The organism is Streptococcus mitis (assembly GCF_000722695.1).
GTDB lineage: Bacteria > Bacillota > Bacilli > Lactobacillales > Streptococcaceae > Streptococcus > Streptococcus mitis_O.
The window spans coordinates 710,239-733,206 of record NZ_JPFU01000013.1; the positions used below are offsets into that span (position 1 = coordinate 710,239).

20 protein-coding genes and 1 riboswitch are annotated in these 22,968 nt (G+C 38.9%); of the genes, 3 read left to right on the top strand and 17 right to left on the bottom strand.

The annotated features are described in order from the left end of the window. The 6 genes from fabD to SK629_RS08590 all read right to left on the bottom strand — a co-directional run bounded on the left by fabD (window position 1) and on the right by SK629_RS08590 (window position 4,684). Window positions 1-924 (bottom strand): ACP S-malonyltransferase, encoded by a 924-nt coding sequence (fabD, locus tag SK629_RS08565; RefSeq protein ID WP_042901458.1) that lies wholly within the window; start codon window positions 922-924, stop codon window positions 1-3. Then, complete coding sequence (fabK, locus tag SK629_RS08570; protein ID WP_033684213.1) at window positions 917-1,891, bottom strand: enoyl-[acyl-carrier-protein] reductase FabK; 975 nt, start codon at window positions 1,889-1,891, stop codon at window positions 917-919. Before fabK ends, fabD begins: the two co-directional genes overlap by 8 nt. A gap of 222 nt (window positions 1,892-2,113) precedes the next feature. Next, window positions 2,114-2,338 carry an acyl carrier protein gene (locus SK629_RS08575; protein ID WP_000257838.1) on the bottom strand — a complete coding sequence of 75 codons (225 nt, stop codon included), beginning with the start codon at window positions 2,336-2,338 and terminating at the stop codon, window positions 2,114-2,116. A gap of 58 nt (window positions 2,339-2,396) precedes the next feature. Continuing rightward, complete coding sequence (locus SK629_RS08580) at window positions 2,397-3,371, bottom strand: beta-ketoacyl-ACP synthase III (RefSeq protein ID WP_042901459.1); 975 nt, start codon at window positions 3,369-3,371, stop codon at window positions 2,397-2,399. Next, window positions 3,371-3,805 (bottom strand): MarR family winged helix-turn-helix transcriptional regulator, encoded by a 435-nt coding sequence (locus tag SK629_RS08585; protein ID WP_000386351.1) that lies wholly within the window; start codon window positions 3,803-3,805, stop codon window positions 3,371-3,373. The genes SK629_RS08580 and SK629_RS08585 overlap by 1 nt, the downstream gene beginning before the upstream one ends. 93 nt (window positions 3,806-3,898) lie before the next feature. Then, window positions 3,899-4,684 carry an enoyl-CoA hydratase gene (locus SK629_RS08590; RefSeq protein WP_042901460.1) on the bottom strand — a complete coding sequence of 262 codons (786 nt, stop codon included), beginning with the start codon at window positions 4,682-4,684 and terminating at the stop codon, window positions 3,899-3,901. A 211-nt stretch (window positions 4,685-4,895) separates the two neighbouring features. Between SK629_RS08590 and SK629_RS08595 the strand changes: the two genes are divergently transcribed. The 3 genes from SK629_RS08595 to serS all read left to right on the top strand — a co-directional run bounded on the left by SK629_RS08595 (window position 4,896) and on the right by serS (window position 8,122). Then, on the top strand, window positions 4,896-6,260 hold the full coding sequence (locus SK629_RS08595; protein WP_042901461.1) for an aspartate kinase: 1,365 nt from the start codon (window positions 4,896-4,898) through the stop codon (window positions 6,258-6,260). A 2-nt stretch (window positions 6,261-6,262) separates the two neighbouring features. Continuing rightward, window positions 6,263-6,634 (top strand): DUF956 family protein, encoded by a 372-nt coding sequence (locus tag SK629_RS08600; RefSeq protein ID WP_000079349.1) that lies wholly within the window; start codon window positions 6,263-6,265, stop codon window positions 6,632-6,634. Between the two features lie 213 nt (window positions 6,635-6,847). Next, the gene (serS, locus tag SK629_RS08605) at window positions 6,848-8,122 is read left to right on the top strand and encodes a serine--tRNA ligase (RefSeq protein ID WP_042901462.1); all 1,275 of its coding nucleotides are present in this window, start codon (window positions 6,848-6,850) and stop codon (window positions 8,120-8,122) included. 24 nt (window positions 8,123-8,146) lie between these two features. Here serS and SK629_RS08610 read toward each other — a convergent pair whose 3' ends face one another. From SK629_RS08610 to SK629_RS08660, 11 genes are all read right to left on the bottom strand, one after another. Further along, entirely contained in the window at window positions 8,147-9,046 is a 900-nt protein-coding gene (locus SK629_RS08610; RefSeq protein ID WP_042901463.1) for a TDT family transporter, read from the bottom strand. 103 nt (window positions 9,047-9,149) lie between these two features. Next, window positions 9,150-10,214 (bottom strand): acyl-CoA dehydrogenase family protein, encoded by a 1,065-nt coding sequence (locus SK629_RS08615; RefSeq protein WP_042901464.1) that lies wholly within the window; start codon window positions 10,212-10,214, stop codon window positions 9,150-9,152. Between the two features lie 14 nt (window positions 10,215-10,228). Then, window positions 10,229-10,777 (bottom strand): carboxymuconolactone decarboxylase family protein, encoded by a 549-nt coding sequence (locus SK629_RS08620; protein WP_042901607.1) that lies wholly within the window; start codon window positions 10,775-10,777, stop codon window positions 10,229-10,231. A 132-nt stretch (window positions 10,778-10,909) separates the two neighbouring features. Then, the gene (locus SK629_RS08625) at window positions 10,910-12,232 is read right to left on the bottom strand and encodes an alanine/glycine:cation symporter family protein (protein ID WP_042901465.1); all 1,323 of its coding nucleotides are present in this window, start codon (window positions 12,230-12,232) and stop codon (window positions 10,910-10,912) included. Between the two features lie 90 nt (window positions 12,233-12,322). After that, window positions 12,323-12,411: riboswitch (glycine riboswitch) on the bottom strand. A 444-nt stretch (window positions 12,412-12,855) separates the two neighbouring features. Next, window positions 12,856-14,178 carry an ISLre2 family transposase gene (locus tag SK629_RS08630; protein WP_042901608.1) on the bottom strand — a complete coding sequence of 441 codons (1,323 nt, stop codon included), beginning with the start codon at window positions 14,176-14,178 and terminating at the stop codon, window positions 12,856-12,858. Window positions 14,179-14,578: 400 nt separating this feature from the next. Beyond that, window positions 14,579-14,803: a hypothetical protein gene (locus SK629_RS08635; RefSeq protein WP_042901466.1), complete on the bottom strand. Its 225-nt coding sequence runs from the start codon at window positions 14,801-14,803 to the stop codon at window positions 14,579-14,581. 52 nt (window positions 14,804-14,855) lie between these two features. After that, the gene (locus SK629_RS08640; RefSeq protein ID WP_042901467.1) at window positions 14,856-15,662 is read right to left on the bottom strand and encodes a ParA family protein; all 807 of its coding nucleotides are present in this window, start codon (window positions 15,660-15,662) and stop codon (window positions 14,856-14,858) included. An 87-nt stretch (window positions 15,663-15,749) separates the two neighbouring features. Continuing rightward, window positions 15,750-17,426: a helical hairpin domain-containing protein gene (locus SK629_RS08645; RefSeq protein WP_042901468.1), complete on the bottom strand. Its 1,677-nt coding sequence runs from the start codon at window positions 17,424-17,426 to the stop codon at window positions 15,750-15,752. After that, on the bottom strand, window positions 17,417-17,758 hold the full coding sequence (locus tag SK629_RS08650; protein ID WP_419991775.1) for a plasmid mobilization protein: 342 nt from the start codon (window positions 17,756-17,758) through the stop codon (window positions 17,417-17,419). Before SK629_RS08650 ends, SK629_RS08645 begins: the two co-directional genes overlap by 10 nt. A 247-nt stretch (window positions 17,759-18,005) precedes the next feature. Next, window positions 18,006-18,314 carry a hypothetical protein gene (locus SK629_RS08655; RefSeq protein WP_042901470.1) on the bottom strand — a complete coding sequence of 103 codons (309 nt, stop codon included), beginning with the start codon at window positions 18,312-18,314 and terminating at the stop codon, window positions 18,006-18,008. Window positions 18,315-18,362: 48 nt separating this feature from the next. After that, entirely contained in the window at window positions 18,363-22,964 is a 4,602-nt protein-coding gene (locus tag SK629_RS08660) for a PBECR4 domain-containing protein (protein ID WP_042901471.1), read from the bottom strand. Between the last annotated feature and the right edge of the window lie 4 nt (window positions 22,965-22,968).

The following is a 22,968-nucleotide window of genomic DNA, read 5'->3' on the forward strand; positions in this document are numbered from 1 at the left end:
TTACTCGTTTTCTAGCAAGGCTTCCAAACTCGCCTGATCTTCAACATTGGCTAGTTTAGCCATTTTATCAATTTTTTTGACAAAGCCTGACAAGACTTTCCCCGGTCCAATCTCGATAAAGTTGGTTACTCCTGCTTCTTGCATAACTGCAATGCTTTCATAGAAACGAACTGGTTCCTTGACCTGACGCGTCAAGAGTTGAGCTATATCTTCTTTTTGCATGACAGCAGCTTCTGTATTACCAACTAGGGGACAAGTAAAATCTGAAAAACTTACCTGAACTAGAGTTTCAGCTAGTTTCTGGCTAGCAGGCTCAAGGAGAGCGGTATGAAAGGGACCTGACACCTTGAGAGGAATCAAGCGTTTGGCACCTGCTTCTTGCAAGAGTTCAACAGCTCGGTCAACTGCAACTACTTCTCCACCAATCACGATTTGTGCAGGTGTATTATAGTTGGCTGGGGTAACTACGCCAAGTTCAGAAGCTTTTCGACAGGCTTCTTCAATGACCTCTACTGGCGTATTGAGAACAGCCACCATCTTGCCAGAGCCAGCAGGAGCTGCTTCTTCCATATAGGCTCCACGCTTAGCTACCAAGGCTACCGCATCTTCAAAATCCAAGGCTCCACTGGCCACCAAGGCAGAATATTCTCCGAGGGACAAACCAGCAACCATATCAGGCTGATAGCCCTTTTCTTGCAATAAACGATAGATAGCAACTGAAGTTGCTAAAATAGCTGGTTGCGTATAGCGGGTCTGATTAAGTTTTTCGTCTTCCATATCGATGAGATGACGCAAATCATAACCGAGTACCTGACTCGCTTGATCAATTGTTTCTTGGACAATAGGGTACTGATCATAGAGTTCTCGTCCCATACCTAGATACTGGGCACCCTGACCAGCAAATAAAAAGGCTGTTTTAGTCATTTCTTACAACTCCTGCCCAACGAGAGGCTTCTTCTTGAATTTTCTTAGCTGCTCCGTAGTACAAATCTTTTAGGATTTCTTCAACGGTTTCTTCTTTGGAAACAAGGCCTGCAATTTGACCTGCCATGACAGATCCACCATCCACATCTCCGTGAACAACCGCTTTGGCTAGAGCACCCGCTCCCATTTGTTCAAAAATTTCCAAATCTGGATTTTCTTGTTTAAAGGCATCTTTTTCAGCTTGTTCAAAATCACGAGTCAACTGATTTTTAATCGCACGAACAGCATGTCCAAAGTGTTGAGCTGAAATCGTAGTATCAATATCTCTAGCTTTTAAAATTTTCGCCTTATAATTTGGATGAGCATTAGACTCTTTTGCAACGACAAAACGAGTTCCAACCTGAACAGCCTCTGCCCCTAGCATAAAGCCAGCCGCAGCACCTTCACCATCCGCAATCCCTCCTGCAGCAATAACAGGAATAGATACAGCAGCAGCAACCTGACGCACCAAGGTCATGGTTGTTAATTTCCCAATATGTCCCCCAGCTTCCATTCCTTCTGCAATAACAGCGTCCGCACCGATTTTTTCCATGCGTTTAGCTAGGGCAACACTTGGCACAACAGGAATAACTGTTATACCAGCAGCATGAAATCGTTCCATGTATTTGCTTGGATTTCCTGCTCCTGTTGTCACTACCTTAACACCTTCCTCGATAACGAGGTCTACAATATCTTCCACAAAGGGAGACAAGAGCATGATGTTGACACCGAAGGGTTTATCAGTCAATGATTTGATTTTATCAATATTTGCCTTGACAACTTCTTTAGGGGCATTTCCCCCACCGATAATCCCTAGTCCTCCAGCCTTGGAAACAGCCCCTGCCAAATCACCATCAGCAACCCAGGCCATCCCTCCTTGGAAAATAGGATAATCAATGTTCAATAATTCTGTAATACGCGTTTTCATAGTGCCTCCATCGTTTCTTGCTTACGTAATAGTTCGATATCGTCATAATTTGAAAATCAAACTATTGCCTAAACAAGAGGGAGCGGGTTTCCCTACTCCTTCTATCTATATTCTGCTTATACTCTTCAAAAATCAAATTCAAACCACGTCAGCGTCACCTTGCCGTACTCAAGTACAGCCTGCGGCTAGCTTCCTAGTTTGCTCTTTGATTTTCATTGAGTATTATTTTGTTTGCTCTTCAACGTAGGCAACCAAGTCACCAACTGTTTTCAAGTCATCTTCTGCTTCGATTTGGATATCAAAAGCATCTTCGATTTCTGAGATTACTTGGAACAAGTCCAATGAATCTGCGTCCAAGTCATCAAAAGTTGATTCAAGTGTTACTTCTGATGCGTCTTTTCCAAGTTCTTCAACGATAATTTCTTGTACTTTTTCAAATACTGCCATGATAGGACTCCTTTAAAATAAATAGTTTTTTATAACAATGTGTTCACCACATGATTACCTAAATTGTAAGAATGAGCGTGCCCCAGGTCAAGCCTCCACCGAAGCCTGATAAAAGAACAGTCTGGCTACCATTTAAATGGATGAGACCTTGTTCTACACACTCTGAAAGTAAAATCGGGATACTTGCTGCACTGGTATTGCCATATTCCATCATATTGGCTGGAAGTTTGTCTCGGTCGACACCGATTTTCCTAGCCATCTTATCCAAAATACGGTCATTAGCCTGATGAAGTAGCAGATAATCCAAGTCTGTCGCCTCTACAGGAGATTCTTCAATGGTCTGTTTGATAGACTTAGCTACATCTCGAATGGCAAAATCAAAGACTGCGCGTCCATCCATCTTCAAAAATGAATCTGCGCTTTCTTGATCTGAAAATGGAGAATGTAGGCCTGAATGTCCATAGGTCAGACACTCGCTGCGACTTCCATCGCTATTGAGACTCTCAGCCAAGAAATGCTCTTGCTCGCTAGCTTCTAGCAAAACTCCGCCAGCACCATCTCCAAACAACACAGCTGTTGATCGATCCGACCAATCGACTGCCTTAGAGAGGGTTTCACTACCAATCACCAAGCCTTTTTGAAAGCGACCAGAAGCGATAAACTTTTCAGCAGTTGACAAGGCAAATACAAATCCACTACAAGCAGCTGTTAGGTCAAAAGCAAAGGCCTTATTAGCACCAATATTAGCTTGGACTCGAGCAGCTGTAGAGGGCATCATCGAATCAGGAGTAATGGTAGCTAGGATGATAAAATCCAGCTCCTCTCCTGTGATTCCAGCTTTTGTCATCAGTTTCTTAGCAACTTCTGTAGCCAAATCACTAGTAGATTCTGTTCTTGAGATATGCCTTTGTCGTATTCCCGTTCGACTTGAAATCCACTCATCATTGGTATCCATAATCTGGGCCAAATCATGATTTGTAACCACCTGCTCTGGCACATAATGAGCAACCTGGCTTATTTTTGCAAAAGCCATTATCTCAAATCCTCCAAAAATTGATAAAGATTGGTCAAACCTTTGCTCATAACCTCAATTTCTTGTTTACTCATACCATCGATGATTTTTTCAACCATGGCCTTGTGGAAGCGTTTATGTAGTCTATGAACCAAGCGACCTTTCTTTGTCAAATGCAGATGCACCACACGTCGATCATGTTCTGAACGAATGCGTTCAATATAACCCTTGCGTTCGAGATTATTCAAACTAGTCGTAACTGTCCCAAGAGTCACCATCAACTCTTTTGACACTTGACTTGGTGTCACGTCTGGGAATTTCCCAATCACATCAATCGTATGCATTTCTTTGATGGAGATATCCTTGAAACGACTACCTCTCAAGCTAACTTCCTCAATGACGAGGACATTGTTAAATATAGATGTTAAATATTCATTAATTCGTTGGTAGTCCAATCCTTCTTTCCCTCCTTCTCAAAAAAACTTTTACAATCAAAACATTTGACAAAAGAATTATATCAAACTTCAAAGAATGACGCAAGTATTTTTTTATTTTCCTATAAATTTAGGTCTTCTTCTCTCCGAATGAGCCCGAACTCCCTCTTTAAAATCCTCTGTTTTAGCTAGTGATTCCTGTAGATGCAGTTCTAAAACAGCATAATCTTGCCAATCTTTAAATTGGCTCTCCCAAACCAACTTCTTGATGGCTGCATAGGAATTAGCTGAGCCGCGTCTTAATTTTTTAAGAAGCTGTTCTCTCGTCTTTTCAAGTTTATCAGCTTCACAGACGCGGTAAACAAGCCCCCACTCCAGAGCTTTTTCTGCTGTCAAAGCCTCTCCTGTCATAGCTAATTGAGCAGCACGCGTCACACCGATACTGCGGCTCAAGAGATGAATTCCTCCTGCATCTGGAGCCAAACCAACTCCAACAAAGGCTTGGATAAATTTAGCCTTATCGGTCGCTAAACAGAAATCTACGGCAACAGCCATATTAGCTGCAGCACCTGCAACAGCCCCATCAACCTCCATCAAAACAGGCTTTGCAATTTGCTTGATTTTATAAGAAATAGCATTGACTAGTTCTGCGATTTTCGTTAATGATGGAATATCATCCTCATCCACTGCTCGCTTCATCTCTACTAGATCTCCTCCAACTGAAAAGACTTTGCCGTTGGCATTGATTATAATAAAATGCACAGCTGGATCCTCTTCCGCCAGAGTCAAGGCTTCTAAAATTTCCTCACACATGGGAATATGGAAACCATTCGCAACCTCAGGACGGTTCAATGTAATGATTGCCAAATCCTCTTCAAGCTGATAAATAATATGTTCCATCTGGACTCCTTTTTATTTTTATAAGCAAGTTAAATCATTTTATTATCAAAGTATATCTTTTTTACTCTTAAAAAGCAAGAATAAGAATGTAATAAGTGTCTCAGCCGATTTTAGATTCCTTATCTTTCCCTGTAAAATAGCTTATTTTCTTCATTGAAAAAAGCCTTTCTTTCTGCTATAATCGTATAAAATACTTACTTTAGGAGTTCTTATGAAAGTTGTTAAATTTGGAGGTAGCTCTCTTGCCTCTGCTAGTCAATTAGAAAAAGTTTTAAACATCGTCAAAAGCGATTCAGAGCGTCGTTTTGTCGTCGTTTCTGCGCCTGGTAAACGCAATGCTGAAGATACTAAGGTTACGGATGCCTTGATTAAATACTATCGCGACTATGTTGCTGGTAACGATATTAGCAAGAGTCAAAACTGGATTATCGACCGCTATGCTGCTATGGTTAGTGAACTAGGTCTTAAACCAGCTGTGCTAGAAAAAATTTCAAAAAGCATTCGCGCCTTGGCCACTCTTCCTATTGAAGAAAATGAATTTCTCTACGATACTTTCCTAGCAGCTGGTGAAAATAACAATGCTAAATTGATTGCTGCCTATTTTAATCAAAATGGGATTGATGCACGCTATGTGCACCCTAGAGAAGCTGGGATTGTGGTCACAAGTGAGCCTGGTCACGCTCGCATCATTCCATCAAGTTATGACAAGATTGAAGAATTGACAAACTCAAATGAAGTCCTTGTCATCCCTGGCTTCTTTGGTGTTACTAAGGAAAATCAAATCTGTACCTTCTCTCGTGGAGGCTCAGACATTACAGGTTCTATCATTGCTGCAGGTGTAAAAGCTGATCTCTATGAAAACTTTACGGATGTTGATGGTATCTTTGCAGCTCACCCAGGTATTATTCACCAACCACACTCGATCCCTGAGTTAACCTACCGTGAAATGCGTGAATTGGCCTATGCAGGATTCTCAGTTCTTCATGACGAAGCCCTTCTTCCTGCCTACCGCGGAAAAATCCCCCTTGTTATTAAAAATACCAACAATCCTGACCATCCAGGTACTCGTATCGTCCTAAAACACAGTAGTGATGAATTCCCAGTTGTGGGGATTGCTGGTGATTCTGGCTTTGTCAGCATCAACATGTCTAAATACCTCATGAACCGTGAGGTGGGATTTGGTCGCAAGGTTCTTCAAATCCTTGAAGATCTCAACATCGGTTGGGAACATATGCCAACAGGTATCGACGATCTTTCAATTATTCTTCGTTCTCGCGAACTAACTCCTATCAAGGAAGAAGAAATCCTGCGTCAATTGGTTCAAAAGGCTGAAGTAGACCATGCAGAAATCGAACACGACCTTTCAATCATTATGATTGTTGGAGAAAAGATGAAAAGTCACATTGGAGTAACTGCTACTGCTACACGCGCTCTATCTGAAAACAAGATCAATATCCAGATGATGTCTCAAGGTTCTAGTGAAGTTTCTATCATGTTCGTTGTCAATAAAGACCAAGAGAAAGCAGCAATCAAAGCCCTCTACAATGCCTTTTTCGGCGAAAGTAAGGAAGACTAATCATGGCTCAATCACTTAACAAAACAGTGCTCCTCAATACGACAGGCACTTCCTATCTCTCTATAGCTGGGAAAGTTGGGAAATTCCTGGTCGGAGATCAGGCTTTAGAATTTTATCCAGATGTCAATGTCGAACAATTTATCCAGATTCCTTGGAGCCATATCAACCAGATTGGAGCCAATGTCACTGGTCGCAAAATCAGTCGCCACTTCGAAGTCTTTACAGACAGAGGAAAATTCCTCTTTGCATCAAAAGACTCAGGTGCCATTCTCAAAATTGCTCGCGAAAAACTGGGTAATGATAAGGTCGTCAAGCTTCCTACCCTAATTCAGACCATTGGTCAAAAATTTAAAAATCTATTTGCAAAAAAGTAGAAACTTTAGTATAATCATAGCAACGGATAAGTAGGTTATCTTCTTCTTTCAGAAAGTCTGCGGGTGCTGCGAGCAGATAGGAGGGATAGGTGAAATTCTACCGTTAGTAACAATTGCATACACAATCAAGTGCACATCTGTGAAGTTGGATGGAACCGTGGCCCTGCCACTCCAACGCTTTGTCAGGTGTGCTTTTTTCATAAAGGAGTTCTTATGTTAGATATCAAACGTATTCGTACAGACTTTGATGCTGTCGCAGAAAAATTGGCTACACGTGGTGTAGATGCTACTATCTTGAATGAGATGAAAGAAATCGATGCTAAACGTCGTGACATCTTGGTCAAGGTTGAAACTTTAAAAGCAGAACGTAACACAGTTTCTGCTGAGATTGCCCAAGCCAAACGCAACAAGGAAAATGCAGATGACAAGATTGCTGCCATGCAAAACCTATCTGCTGAAGTCAAAGCCTTGGATGCTGAATTGGCAGAAATCGATGCTAAATTGACAGAATTTACCACTACTCTCCCAAACATCCCAGCTGACAGTGTTCCTGTTGGGGCTGATGAAGATGACAATGTGGAAGTTCGCCGTTGGGGGACTCCACGCGAGTTTGACTTCGAACCAAAAGCTCACTGGGATCTTGGTGAAGACCTTGGTATCCTTGACTGGGAACGCGGCGGTAAGGTAACAGGCGCTCGCTTCCTCTTCTATAAAGGCCTCGGTGCTCGTTTGGAACGTGCTATCTACAACTTTATGTTGGATGAGCATGGTAAAGAAGGCTATACTGAAGTCATCACACCTTACATGGTTAACCACGATTCTATGTTTGGTACTGGTCAATATCCAAAATTCAAGGAAGACACTTTTGAACTCAGCGACAGCAATTACGTTCTCATTCCTACAGCTGAAGTTCCTCTGACAAACTACTACCGTGATGAAATCCTTGACGGTAAAGATCTGCCGATTTACTTCACTGCTATGAGCCCATCATTCCGTTCTGAGGCTGGTTCTGCTGGTCGCGATACGCGTGGCTTGATTCGTTTGCACCAATTCCACAAGGTTGAAATGGTCAAATTTGCCAAACCAGAAGAATCTTACGAAGAATTGGAAAAAATGACAGCCAACGCTGAAAATATCCTTCAAAAGCTCAACCTTCCATACCGTGTCGTTGCGCTCTCTACAGGAGATATGGGCTTCTCAGCTGCTAAGACTTACGACTTGGAAGTATGGATTCCAGCGCAAAACAATTACCGTGAAATCTCAAGCTGTTCAAACACAGAAGATTTCCAAGCCCGTCGTGCCCAAATCCGTTACCGTGATGAAGCTGATGGCAAGGTGAAACTCCTCCACACCTTGAACGGTTCTGGACTTGCAGTTGGACGTACAGTTGCCGCTATTCTTGAAAACTACCAAAATGCAGATGGTTCTGTGACCATCCCAGAAGCACTTCGTCCATACATGGGTGGAGCTGAAGTTATCAAACCATAAAAAATAAGGTTTAGCTATTCCTAGCTAGACCTTTTTTCGTAACCAAATCAGATAAGCGCCTAATACAAAGAATAAAATAGTGAGGCATATAGCTGTTTCAGCCAGTACCAGATAATCCAGAAATGGAAGTTTCAAGAGTCCCTGAGCCATCTTGAGCGAGGTAGCTGTGATAATGGTTGGGAAGGTGAGGGCTGAGAAAGCTGGTTGAAAGCCTTGTTTTAAAATATTGGGCAGACGAGTCAAAACAAAGAAAAAGAAGGATTGGGAAGCCAAAATCATGGCAATCAAGAGCCAAGTCGGTAGGTTGACTCCTCCAACTCGAACTAGAGAAGCCAAGAGTAGAGAGAAAGGAGCACAGTAAATCCCTTCTTGTCCAAGCATGGCTAGTGGGAGCGGATGTTTCTTTAAATCGCTATAAATAAGCGGGTAGAGATAGAAGGTCAAGAGAAATCCAAAACTCAAGGTCGCATAGGCAATTTCGATGATGCCTACAAGAGGATAGGTCAAGGCTGCTACTGCTATTCCCACATAAAGTACCGTCCAGCTTGGAGTTGCATGAACCCTCTTACCTGGACAAGCAAACTTGATGGTGAAACCAGCAATCAGGGCCACATCCAAGAGAAATGAAAACCACCAGAGTCCTTGCGCTACTAAAGGAAGATAAGGAAACAAGCGGAAGACATAGGTAGATAAAATCATTCCAGCCATGGGAAAGGTGGCCATTCCTGATAAAAGAGGGGGCTTGGTCAATTCTTGCTTTGTTTCTTTCCAATTAAAGAGATGTAGAATTAGAAAATAAATCCACAAAATCAAACCTGTCAGACTAAAAAGATGTGACAGAACCGGCAACGTATCTAAAACGAGATTCCCAGCTCCTGCTAAACCGAGCAAGCAACCAGAAAATACTAAGGGGAGTTTTTTCATCCTAACCTCCAATAATCATGTTAGTTTCAGTATAGCATAAAAGCGCTTAAATGAGGACTTAAAAAAACGAAGTTGAAAATTCAAACTTCGTTTGTTCTACTTTTTAACTCGTTGCTAAGATATGACGCAACTGAACAGCGCTTGGAGAAACAATTGGAAGAAAGGCTCCTTCATTCCAACGACGAATAAATCCAGATGTTGATTTACTAAAGTAACCTCTACCACCACCTGCTTGTAACTCTAATAGAAGACTCTGAGCAACAACATCCACAATGTCTATTCTTAACTGAAATAGTTCACGCGGATTGGTAACAAAATAAGACCTGTCAGACAAACCTTGATAAAGCTCTTGTCGAATAGCCTCTAACTGCTCGACCTGATGTTTCCATTCATCTGTTAATACACTTCGTTTCCCCAATTCTTTTTCTACTTCTGAGAGAGAACGTTCAGCTAAACCAAAAGCTAGACCAAATTGGTAGCCTAAAAAAGTAGGACGATTTTGTGCTAAAAATTGATGAGCATCTTTGGATAGAATCCATTCCTCTTTCAAAAGGACCTTATTAAAAGTCAGAGCAGCCGTGTTTCCTCCTTGAAGAGAAACAAATTCTAAGTCTTCAGAACGACTAAAATTCTCTGCGTCCGATGGTACAGCCACCACATAACTTGTACTTGGATCATCTGGAAAACCTGCCACAAAAATAGTTAAGAATTGATCTCTTCGAGCATTCGTGACCCATGGTAGTCGCCCTTTTAGATACAATTGTCCATTTTCTTCAATAATCCGAACATTCAGTTCTTCTAGGTCAGATAGATATTTGACAGCATTGGACAAGGCAGTGGCACCTGCATATTCTCCAGACAAGAGTTTTTCCAGATAGGTTTCCTTAAAATAGGAGTTATCTGTATGAAGAATATTATCAATTAGGGTGCGTTGTCCCCATGAAATAAAAGAAGCTGTTAAGGAATGTTGTGCGAGCTCTGCAAGGATATCAATGACATCTTGGTCACTTCCTCCTGAACCTCCGATAGATTCTGAAATTCCTACACGAAAGGCTCCCTCTGCTGCAATTTTCTCAATCAGCTGCTCTCCAGCCTGACAAGATTGTTTGTCAATTTCATCAGCATGCTGGTCCAACCAGCTCAAAAATTCTTCTGAGAAAAATCCCATAGTCTTTCCTCCTTTTAAGCATAAGGTTGCAATTCTGGGTTGATTGGTGTATTGGCTAGGTTGTTGGCATAGTTACAGAGGCTTGCTAGGCTGACACCAAGAACCACATCCAAGGCATTTTGGTGGGTATAGCCAGCTTCTAAAAACTCAGACAAGGCTTCATCTCCAACACGCCCCTTGGTATTAATAACCGCTAAGGTAAATTTAGCTAGGGTGTCCAATTTAGGATCTGTTTCAATCGGAGTACGATTGCGGAGGGCTTGAAGCAGATCATCATTCATCTGGATTTGTTTAATTGAAAAGGCTGTGTGACCTGCGACGCAGAAGGCACAACCATTAGTTACGGCTGCCGTGATTTGCACCACTTCACGCTCAACAGGTGTCAGACTATTGCGACGGTTGATAGCTCCGACAGTTCTGTAGGCTTCTAGGGCAGTAGGTGCATTAGCCAAGAGTCCGATTAGATTGGGAATAAAGCCATTGTTGTCTTTTTCTACTGTTTCAAGAACTTCTTTCACTTCTGCTGGTGCTGATTCTACTGTATGGATTGTAAATGTTGTCATCATAAAACCTCTTTTCATTTTGTTGAAACCTAGTCTATCACAGATTCTATACCGTGTATAATATATATTTTAAATTGCACTGATAAAAATTCTTTATGAAAGTAAAAAAACCACACAATCTGTGTGATTTCATTATTTATCAAAATACTTTTTAGTCTCAGCAATGACGACTGGTGATAAAACTAAGAGGGCAATCAAGTTTGGCAGAGCCATCAAGGCATTGACGATATCTGCGATAATCCAAACCATATCCAACTCGATAAATCCTCCCAACAAGACCATGAGTACAAAAACCACACGGTAAAGCCAGATGAAACGAACACCAAAGAGGAACTCGAAACAGCGTTCTCCATAGTAGTTCCAACCTAGAATCGTCGTAAAGGCAAAGAGTACAAGGAAGATGGTCAAGAGGGCAGGCCCAAAGTGTGAAAAGACTGTTGAGAAGGCTGACTGAGTCAAAGCCACTCCATTCAAGTCACTATTCCATACTCCAGTTACCAAGATGGTCAAACCAGTTAGAGTACAAATGATGAGGGTATCAATAAAGGTTCCTGTCATGGAAATCAAACCTTGCTCTACTGGTTCATTTGTCTTAGCTGCAGCAGCTGCAATGGGAGCAGAACCTAGACCAGATTCGTTTGAAAAGACACCACGCGCCACACCATTTTGAATAGCCATCCGAATGCTAGCACCAGCAAATCCACCTACCGCAGCAACAGGACTAAAAGCTGATGTTAAGATTAAAGTAATTGTGGCAGGGAGTTTCCCCATATTGAAGAAAATAACTGTCAAGGTCCCCAAAATATAAATGATAGCCATAAAAGGAACAACAGCTGTCGAAACCTTAGAAATAGACTTGAGTCCGCCAAAGACGGCAATCGCTACTAGGACAGACAAAACGAGAGCTGTGATAGCTGGCGAAATAGTCGTTGTATTTTGGATAGATTCTGTAATCGAGTTGACTTGGGTGAAGGTCCCGATTCCCAACAAAGCTACTAAGACACCTGCGATAGCAAAAAAGATGGCAAGTGGTCGCCACTTTTCTCCCATACCCAAAAGTATATAGTGCATGGGACCTCCCGCTACTGCACCATGGTCATCCTTAGTCCTGTATTTGATAGCCAAGAGTCCTTCCGCATACTTGGTAGCCATTCCAAAGAAAGCCGCCATCCACATCCAAAAGAGAGCTCCTGGTCCACCGACCTTGATAGCTGTCGCCACCCCGATAATATTTCCCGTACCAACTGTCGCTGCCAGGGCTGTACATAGTGCCGCAAAGCTGGACACATCGCCGTGCCCCTTATCCTTGATAAAAATAAGCTGAAAGGCCTTAGAGAGACGCAAAACCTGCAAGAGTCCTAGACGAGCAGTTAGGTAAATCCCTGTCCCAACCAATAAAATCAAGAGGGGTGGTCCCCAAGCAAAAGCATCAATTGATTTAAGCAATTCTAACATTTCCTTCTCCTATCTTTTCAACCCCAAAAGAAAGAGCACATGCAAGATACACGTACTCTGGAATGCTTAGATAAATGCTAAAAAGCGGTCTATCCTAGCTCTGTCCTTTTACCTGAGAGTTTGAGCAGTTGCCTGCCTTGCCCCTTCGGTGCCTTTACGGTCTCTCCAGAGTTCCGTCCATTTACAGTCATGGAAAATCAAACGATTTGCCACTTCTATTAAACTTCATTCGGTGTTGGTATTTAATTGATTCTTATTTTACAAAAAATGTTGGCTTTTGTCAATGTTTTTTGGAAAAATGTATGTGTCGTGATTTTTGAGAAATCCTAAATTTCCATATAAATACATGCAGATATACGAAAGGGCTAAACATTTTTGTATGCTCAGCCCTTGACAATGATTTTTTCTTATGCTATCATTTTAGTTGACTGAGTAATACAAGTGAGGTTTGTGTTACTCTGCGGAGTTGGAGGCTCATTTCCAACTCCTTTTTTCGTTGTTTTTATATCTCTATTATACCAAAATCAGGATAAATGTCAATTATTCCACGCCAAAAAAGCCCAAATCTCACTAGAAATTTTTGCTTATTTATATTTGTGTTTTCGTTAAAATTAGCACTTAAATTATTTCATCTTAAATATCTTTTCTATATTTTTATGTAAACGGGGGAGTTTGTAGTCTTTAGAGTCATTTTTAGGCCGAACACTATCCGCACTGATATGATCCAATGACGTATACTTATCATAGTTTTCCTTCCATTCTCCAAAAAATAAATCTCTTAATTTTCCTTCACGCTCTAACAATATCATATTCGCTACGGCTATCCCACCTTCACTTGTCCAATACATCCCTCTATGCTTCATTCTATACGTTATTTTTCTATGTTGGCTCTCCATAATCCCAATACCTGCCTTTGGAAGTCCTCTCATCTCCGCTGGTTTCGTATACTGAAAATTTCTAATTAATCTACTCGAATAATATTCAAATTTTTCTTGTCCTTCTTCACTACTAACCAAAGATTCTATAGTATCTAGTGAACGCCTTAATAATTTCTTATCATGCTCTCTAATAGCTTGAAATAAGTCTTCTCTCAACTCTCTCGGATAAGACTTTGTAAATTCTTTGATTTCTTTGTTCAAGTGATATTCGTCCCAAAAATGCTCATGCCTCTTAATATTAAATGATTTAGCAATTTCAGTAAATACATGTGGAGTATAGCCCTTGCCACAGTCAGAATTGGTAACTAGTACAGTCTCATTTGTAATTTCATATTCATTTTCCAATAAATCCAACAATTCTCTACGAGCTGAGCGATTATCCAATCGGATAAGCTCTTTTTTATTTTCTAGCTCAAAACGATTTGGGCCAATCTGTTTTGAGCCTGTATGAACTACAAAATGTGATAAATCCATATTCTTTTTTTCAGAACCATCTTCGGATGTTTTCACATATACACCATCTCCCTCTATATAGATGGTATCTGCTTTAATTTTTTCAATCTTCTTCTCTTCTTTAAAAAATCGATAATCATCCTTTTCTTCTAGTAATTGATTGGCTAATTTAACGACCTTATTGACGGTATCTTTAGTGACAGTTACATTATAAACCATCTCAATTGTCTCTCCTACCTGACGATAGGGTAGTTTTGTAGCTAGAACCGCAGCTTGATATAATAGTTCCTGTGAATGACGTACATTTTTTTCTAAGCCTAACATTTCATCAACTGGTATTCTACATTCACCATTCTTATACCAACGTTTTCTAGAAAAGGTCACTTCTCCAAATGTAAAAGCTACTGTACGTTCAGACTGATTTTTACAACGATATCCTTTAGATCTCATACTAGAGCTTATCGACTCATCATATTGTGCAATATGCTGTAAAAAATTTTGTTTTGTCTTTTCTTGTTCCTGACTACTAAATCTCAATTCATCAAATTGTTTCATACAATTTTTCATTTCCCTTTCAATTCTTATGAAAATTGTATGATTTTTAAAACAAGTCATCAAATTTATTTTTGTTCCAAGAATAAAATATGCTCTTTCTTTGAATTAAAATCAACGCCCTATTTATTATTGAAAAATACTAAAGTGATTTAATTGGGTATCAGAAATTCAACTGTTTCTATTTCAAGGTAAAATAAGAGCCTGATATAAGAACCAGGCTCAGTACGGTTGTCAAGATTATTATCCCACAACCAATAGAAGTATTTTACAACAAAAAATAACAGACTTTATAATTATATTTATAGTTGTAATTATGTTTATGTTTGTAAATATAATTATAATTATTTTTTTAAGGGATGACTTTCTCCTCGTAGCAATCAGATATAGTTATATCTATTTTTTATTGTAAAGTTTCCAACCACTTATCAAGATAATCTGATGCAGACTTTGCACCAGCTGCTTTTGCAACTTGATCTAACTTTTTCCGATTACTTGGCTTCAAAGTAAACTGGAATTGCTTCTTACGTTCAAAACTTTCAAAACTATCTATATCTGGAAGCTGTTCAGGTTGATGAGTTACTTCAATAATCTGTGAAATTTCTTTTTCTTTCGGTGTAAATGCCATCATAATCTCCTTCTAATTATATTTATAACCGTATTTATGTTTACAAATATAATTATATTGTATCATAAATTCTTGAAAAAGTCTCCTCTAGCTCCATAAAAAACTTTTTATGTTTTTGATAAAGATCAGAATTCTCCTTCATATCTGCAATAGAGACCTTATCAATCGTGGAATGATTGAATAGCTCTTTTGCTGGTACAATCCCTAGAAGGTTATCTGTTCCCTTTTCTTTAGCTTCAAGTCCTAGGGCTTCCAGTAATTCTCTTGATGATCCATAATTTGGTCGGATCATATTTGCTAGAAAATATAACTCAGCAGTAATGTAGGACTCTCTGGTACGATAATCGATTACATCCTTTCTGAATGCTTCTAACCGAGTTGATAGATTGAATTTAGCATTATAACCAAACTCTGAAGGAGTCAAGGGACTAATAATAGCGTGACTGACCGCAACAGCATTTTTTGTAGCGGTCGCAAAGTCTGGTCTACAATCAATCAAGATATAGTCAAACTGACCCAACTTCTTCTTTTCGTAGTTATCTTCTAACCAAAGATAAAGGAGCATGTTTTTCTTATCGCTATTCTCCAGATCTCGTTCCACCGAGTCCAGCTGAACTGAACCTGGAATGAGACTGATATTTTCCTTGACTTGCTTAATATCCACGTCGCCTCCTTTGAAAGCATTCGCAATCGTATTCTGACTTTCGTAAATATTGTAGCATTGAGTCAAATTACACTGATGGTCTAAATCTATAAAGAGAACCTTATGACCTTTCCTAGCCAACCATTCTCCATAATTAAATGTCAAAGTTGTTTTTCCAACACCGCCTTTAATAGCAGCAAATGTGATAATCTTCATTCTATTTCTCCTTCTCTTTTTCTATACTTCTATTATACCATTATAATTATATTTGTCAATATGTGTATGTTTATGTTTATAATTATTTTACAAAAAAGATTCTCTTTCCTTTCGCTGTTCCACATTTTTCTCAATGTCTTGATGTAACTTATAATCTTTTGTAATTGATTCTACTCGTTGATACAAAGCCTGACGCTCAAAGGTTGCCTCTTTAACAAGTTTATCAATCTCAGATTTGCGAGTGCTAGGATCTACTCTCAGGTCTTTCATAATAGCAATAGCTAGTTTCACTTCCTGAGGATCGCTTGATTCCAATGCAAGAAATGCAGACTGAATTTTATTAAGATCACCCAAGCGTTGATCTAATTTATCAAGCAAGTTATCTACTTCTTCTAGTTCCTCTTCAAAACGATTTAGCAATTCATCAAATTGCTGTCCTTCTGTCACTCCATGAGCGGATAGATAATTATATTCACGAACAAGCTGATCCAAAGTTGAGATTTTAGGATTTTTTCGGATAATCATTTCTCCATTATCATACGATAACTGGGAAGCGACTGTTTCTCCCTTCATGTACCGATTCTTATCGGCGTGTTCAGGATTAACAAAATAGTAGAAGTCATTTTTTCTGATAAAAATTTCATAAGAACCATCTTCTGCTTTTTCAATCTGATGAGCTGGAATAAGAATTGTTCCCTTATTTCTAATCCCAAATTCCATTTCAAGATAGATCCCATTTTTTGTTTCTTCCATCACCTGCCATTCTTCAACTGTGATTCTCATTTCAAAATCATCTTCTCGTTCCGCAACCATTTTTTCATATTCAGATTTTATTTCATCAACAGATAAGATCACCTCGTTAGCAACTACTCTTTCAGAAATTTTCTCTAAAGAATAATTTCCTTTTTTGGACAGTGTACGATCCCTCACATTTCTTGTTTGTTCCTGATCAGTTAAACGATATTTTATTTCCTTCCCTGAAGTATCAACTTCAAGATTTAAAGCTCGTGCCTTGATCTTAAAATCCTCTAAAGAGGTTGAGTGTTTTAAAAGGAAATCTAAACGAGATTTAATCTCATAGCGAAAAGAATTTTTTTTGCGATAGGCATGATAGGTTTTTCGATTAGTCCATAATCTCTCCTTGAGAATTTTAGCTCCAGCCAAATCAGAATACTTGTTTGAAATATTAAATAAGCTTCTAGCAGTATTTTTCTGCCAACGAAACTTTTTTAATGTAACAGAATTAGTGGAATTGAAAATGATGTGATTATGAATGTGCCCCTTATCCATGTGAGTCGCTATGACAAATTCATGTTGTCCACCAGTTAATTCTAAAATTGTTTTTCGACCAATCTCATGAATTTCTTGTGGAGTCAAATCATCTTCAGGAGAAAATGATTGGATGATATGATGAGCCAACACTCGATTTGGATTGTGAATGTCAGATCGTTCTTTTGTTCCTGCTCGTTGAGCAGCATTCTTTTTTGTCAAAAGAAATTCTTCTGTCGCTGTGCTAGCGTCTGTAATTCCATAAGTAGATACAAGTTGCTTGACTACTCGGCCATCTTTAACTACTGCTGGAAATTCAAACTGTTCATCTTGTTCTAAAAAACTCGTTTTAGATGGATTCTCGATATAGCGTAAAGCATTATTTAAACTTTTCGTATCAGTCAGCTCGACCGTCTTAGCTTCATCCTCAATATATTTTGTAGATCGTCCTAAAGAAGCTACACCCTTTATTTGAAGAACCTTTGTTACAACCATCGCTCTTGTTCCTTTGTTTGATTTTCCTGTTTTTGGATAAATTGGCTAACTGTATCTTTCAAATATTTCTGCAATTCCAGAATCTGACTCAATTCATTTAGACTAGCCTGATTATCTTCGTTTACTTTTTTTGCGACCTGATTAATATTGACCCCTATCCGATTTATTTCCTTACGTAACTCTTTCAATTCTTCAAATTTTAAAATATTGACTTCTCCCATAATCAATAGGATTCGGGCAAAGGTATTAAAATTTGACATTCCAGATTCTGCAACTTTAGTTGAAATAAATCGTGCCTCTTCTTCCGTTAAACGAATTTTTTTCTGAATCATTCGTTTTCTTTTTTCTTTATTTTTCAAAAAATCTTCACCTCTCTTCTGCTATTTTCTCTTGAGGGGCTCAGGCCCCTTTTCTTCTGGCAAGATTAGCACTTGGGTACCCAAATGCTGTTTTTAAAAAGGTCAAAGATGGTCAGCGTGTACACCTGACCATTCTTGACTTTTTAAATCTTTGGGGAAATCCCCAATCCCCTAATCCCTGCAAGCAGGAATCTTGTTCTATAACGAGGGAAAAGTTTGACTAAACTTTTAAGTCTTCCAGTAGAAGCTCCATTGTATCAACCATCTCCATTTTAAGAATTTCGTCTTTTAGTTGCTCAAATCGTTCATCACTCATCCCTTCAATTTCTTTAAGTGCAACGGGATACATTTCTACTTCTTCTAGCTCATAGTTTGTTTTAATTCGCATATCTCTACGAAGAATGTATAGACATTCCTTACGTGAAATGTGCTGATTGACTTCATTCACTTTTGGCGAATCTGTAGCCTCATCCTCAAAAAATATCTCCATTAAAAGATCAAAAGTTTCTTGTTTTAGATGTTCAATCATCTTCCGTTTCTCCTTTTTTGTTTTTCTTCCTACGGACTAATGCCTCCATTATCGAGGGCTGCTCAGGGACTTTTTTTCTTCCACCTGCTTTACAGCCTCCGCCTTTTGATTCCCCAACTGCTCAGATTTTTCTTTTGCCTGTTGGAGTTTAGCAGCAAACTTATCTTTCGTCACAGTTTTATTTTTCACTAATTCTAACTTAGCATCCATCCGATCAATCAAACTTTTTGCTTCCTTTTGAACAACCTGCAGTTGTTCTACCATATCTTCAAAACCATTTTTATCCTTCGCCCAGATAGCTAAATATCCAAAACTGTAGCTACTCGTATCAAAACCAAAATGATTAGCTACAACATAGGCTACACTTTCAGCTTGTAATTCTTGCTTACGATATTGGTCGTCCCCATATTGGGCATTGCTTCCTCTATGTAAATCTGCATGAGCCATTTCATGAAAAATGGTTTTTAAAATCTGTTCTTGACCCTTTAATCCTTTTGAAATAACAATTCGATTTTCATCTGGAGAGTAATAACCATTTGCGCTCTCTCTTTTAATTTCTTCAAAACTAATAGGAATCTGATTATCCATTGAAACAGCTTTGGCTGCTCGGTACAAATCTTCATAATCTTTAACATCTCCAGTCAATTCATGAATTGCTTTTGGCAATTCTTTTCCTTCTGTTTGAGATACATCAAAGACATTCCCTAACTTGAATCGAGTAACAATGATTTCCTTCTGTTCCATTTCATTTTCAGCTGGAGTAAAATCTAACTCCTTTTGATGAACAGGAATGCTGGTTTTCACTTGATACGGAACCCAAATCTTCAGAGCTTTTGAACCTTTTTTAACTGTTCTGTCAAAATCTGTTTTCCATTTATTGAAACTAGCAACTTGGGAAACATTAGGATTTTGCATCTTCAGCAAATGAATATTGTTGAGTGAGTAGTTGTGAAACTTACTCATCGTATTCAAGAATGATTTAAACTGTTCTGAATCTAAATAGTTCTTCATTCCCTCTTTCAAGTGTTCAGCTAAAGCTTTTGTATCTTTATTTGCGACTAACTGGGAAATGGTTTGTTCTGAAGTTTTAGCAGCAATTGCATCGGTTATAATAGCTCCAGTTTCCGATTCAACATCTGTCCTTCTTTCTCTATCTTCCTGTTTTTTATGAAGGTTAGAGGCACCGTTGTATGGATCTGTTCCCTGCAACATCTCATCAGAATTGGAAATACCATCACCATCCAAATCACGATCCCTCTCATCTTTTCGGTTATACTGATAAATTTTTTCGTATGGATTATCTGGTGTATTTTGCGAATCTTTGACTTGTAATTTTTCAAATTCTTCTCGAACATTGGCCATAGTTTGTTCAACTTTTTCTGATAAATCATTCACTTCTTTTTGCCATTTTTCTACAAGAGCTACTTGTTCTAGATGCGAATCTTTAACTCCTAACTTCTCAAACCAAGCAGATAAATTTTCAACTTCAACGCTATCCATTCCATCAAAAGAGATAAAACCAAGACGGCTATCGTAACTACTATCTGTAAATCCGATGGGACTATTTTTTAAATCTCCATAAGGGAGTTGAGATAGCAGTTTATCTGCATAAGGAATATCTTCCAAAGCGTAACTGAATTGGGAAATATCTAGTTCACTCGCCAATCTCTCCAGATGATATTGATTAAATAATGCCCCATCTATCTTCATCAACTCTGGATGCTCTAGCATTTCTCGTGTACCAAGTCTTTCTTTATGAGCGATTGGGTTAATCTCATCCCCAATATTGTAACGAATACCATCTTGAATCAGTTCACCATCGGGGCTGTATAAAGTAAATTGAACCTTTGTAAAAGGGGTATAGGAAGCACCTTCTACCTGGTTCATTCGATCACTTACACTTGCATGATGCTTTTCGTAATAGATATTATTCTGCTTATATAGCTCTGTTGCAAAAGACTGATAATCAACCAACTCTGTTTTGCTAAAAGGTAAACTTAGCCCACCATCATGCTTTTCTGCCCATTGAAGGCGGACATTGTAGTTATTTTTGTCAATCTCATTTGGTTGAATTGCCTCAAACAAGCCATTTTCCATAATGGATTGCAATTCTTTGCCATCATTCTTGATGTAATCCTCGTTGATCGATAGCTGTTCGATTAGACCGTCGCGGTCACGAAAAACACCAAGAATTATCTTTTCTTTTCCTCCTAGCTCATATGATAATGTTTCTTTTACTTTCATCAAAGAAGCAGGAACTCCAATCCCATCAATATCTCTTAGCGCAAGCAACAAATCCTTATCCTCAGACATAATTGCTTGAGATAAATCAATACGATTGAATTTTTCAATTTGAGATAAATCATCAAAATAGAAAGAACCTGCATCAATAATTGCTTCAAAGTCAGGTAACACTTGTAGTTTTTCAAATGCGGCTCCCCTATTAGCAATCATAATATTATCAAATTCCCCTCTCCCCTCCACAAAATCAAGTAGTGTTTGTTCTGGGGTTTGGTCATCTTTTATTGGAGCAATTCCTGTAAGGTGCATGAAATTCTCTTTATAAAAAGAAACAGATACTACTTTAATATCTTCTTCATCTTTAAAAAAATAGTACACCTTACTATCTGCTAGCGTATTTAAATACCAATTAGCTGTCTGTTGCAATTGAGGTGCATAACGATTCAACTTTCGTAATTCATTTGCTTTAATTGGGTGATAATTCGGTTTATAAATTGACTTATCCGCATCCAATATAGTAAAATGAAGTAAAGATTGAGACTGAGTTTGGTTCGGTGACGAGCCATCCAAAGGTTGCGATTGTTTCGCTTCAGGTAGAGGTGCTGCCTTCTGATAAATCTCAGAAAAATCCCCGAATTCGTTCTCAGTCTTCTTTATTTGCTCTTGAGACTTCTCAAGAGCTTTTTCTATGCTCTGAATTTCTTCCTGCGCTTCATAAGTATCTCCAACAGGATTGGAAGGCTTTTCATAGATTACCGTTTTATCTCCATCAATGACCATCTGTTTTTTAGGTTCTACTGAGAAGCTAATATTATGCCAGTTTTGCCTCAGCCATTCTGCATCTTCGGAGGATAAATTACTAGTGTCTATGTTCAATTCAGAACTCTGATCGTCTTGCTTTTTTTGTTTGGACAGTAACTTGTTTACTACCTCTTTTTCCTCCTTCGTATTAGGGAGATATTGAGATGATTTTTCAAATTTTCCTTCTTCTGTCAGTTCTAAAGCAACTCGACGTAACCCTTTTACAAAGTAGATATTGGGATGTTCAGCCCATTGTTTGACCTCTCCAGAATCAATTATATCCTGTGTTTCTGGTTGAATAACGAATCCGTCATCTTTTTTAGAACTACTTGGTACATCCTCTGCTTCATACTTAGTCCCATTATCGTACGATTCTGACATAGTATTTTCTCTCCCTCTCTCTTGATGAATGATTGTTTGATATTTTTGACGGACTTCCTCCTTTGTCAGCTGGACATCTGACACAAAAGCTTTTACATCCTGTGTAGTTAGCTCTTGCGCTTTTGCAAGAGCTAGTTCCTTCTCAAAAAAGCCCTGGTAATACCAAGACTTTTCATCTACTGTATAAACGTGTGCTAACTCTTTAGGAGTGTTATTCCCTCCCTTCAGAAAGTCATTCCAATCTTCCTTCTCCTGGTCTCCCTGAAGGATAGGTGGAATCGCAATCTGTACTGGAATCCCCTTTTCCTGCAGACTAGTTATAAATTTATGGCCAGCCATATCATTATCTACAGCCAAGGTAATCATATCCTGATGCTGACCATCTTTAAAATGGTTCGTTGTTCTAGCGACTACTTCTAGAGCTTTCCCAGTATTCTGATTGACTTGATAGGATTTATCATTTATCTCTGCATACAATTCCATAAACCGTCTACTAATGATTCCTTCTTTTACTCCATCCATAGCTACTAAGCGGACATCCTGAAGCCTATCTTTATGAAGCTCATAGTAGCTCATTAGATCGATTGGAGCTTCCGCAAATACTAAACGTTTAGGATTCCCAATATCAATTGAAAAGCCTAATTGTCCGTCTGAATTTCTCATAATTTGTTTTAGACGCCCACGTTCAGGATAGTGCTCCCGATTCTCTACTATTCCCTGAAGACTCGCTCCAGCTAAAAAGCCTGTATTGTCCTTATACTTAAAGACAATCACAGGCTCAAAATAGTCTCCCTTTTTTCGGATTGCTTCCGCTATACTCCCTTGGCTAATAAAGAAGTTAATCGTATCATCTGAAAGGCCTCTCTGTGCCTTTAAATAGCTTCTAGAGGCGCTGAAATCCTGACGCTCATATCTTTCCAAGTGATAGCTAAAAGGCTCTTTTGAAGCCGTCTGAGCTTCTACATCGACTTCCTTAAATTCTCCAGTTTCTAAAAAATGCATCGCCTCCTTGTAAGAAACACCTCGTATGGTTTGAACTAACTGAATAACATCTCCAAATTCAGTTCTTGAGTTCCAGTAAAATTCATTTTTCTTTGTATCTATTACAAATGAATCATGTTCTACCCAGTTATAGCTATGGCTCCCTGTACGCTTTAACTCCATACCTAGTTGTTCTGCAACAGAAATAATAGATAATCTTTTGGCTTCTTCTTTGCTTAACACCATTTGT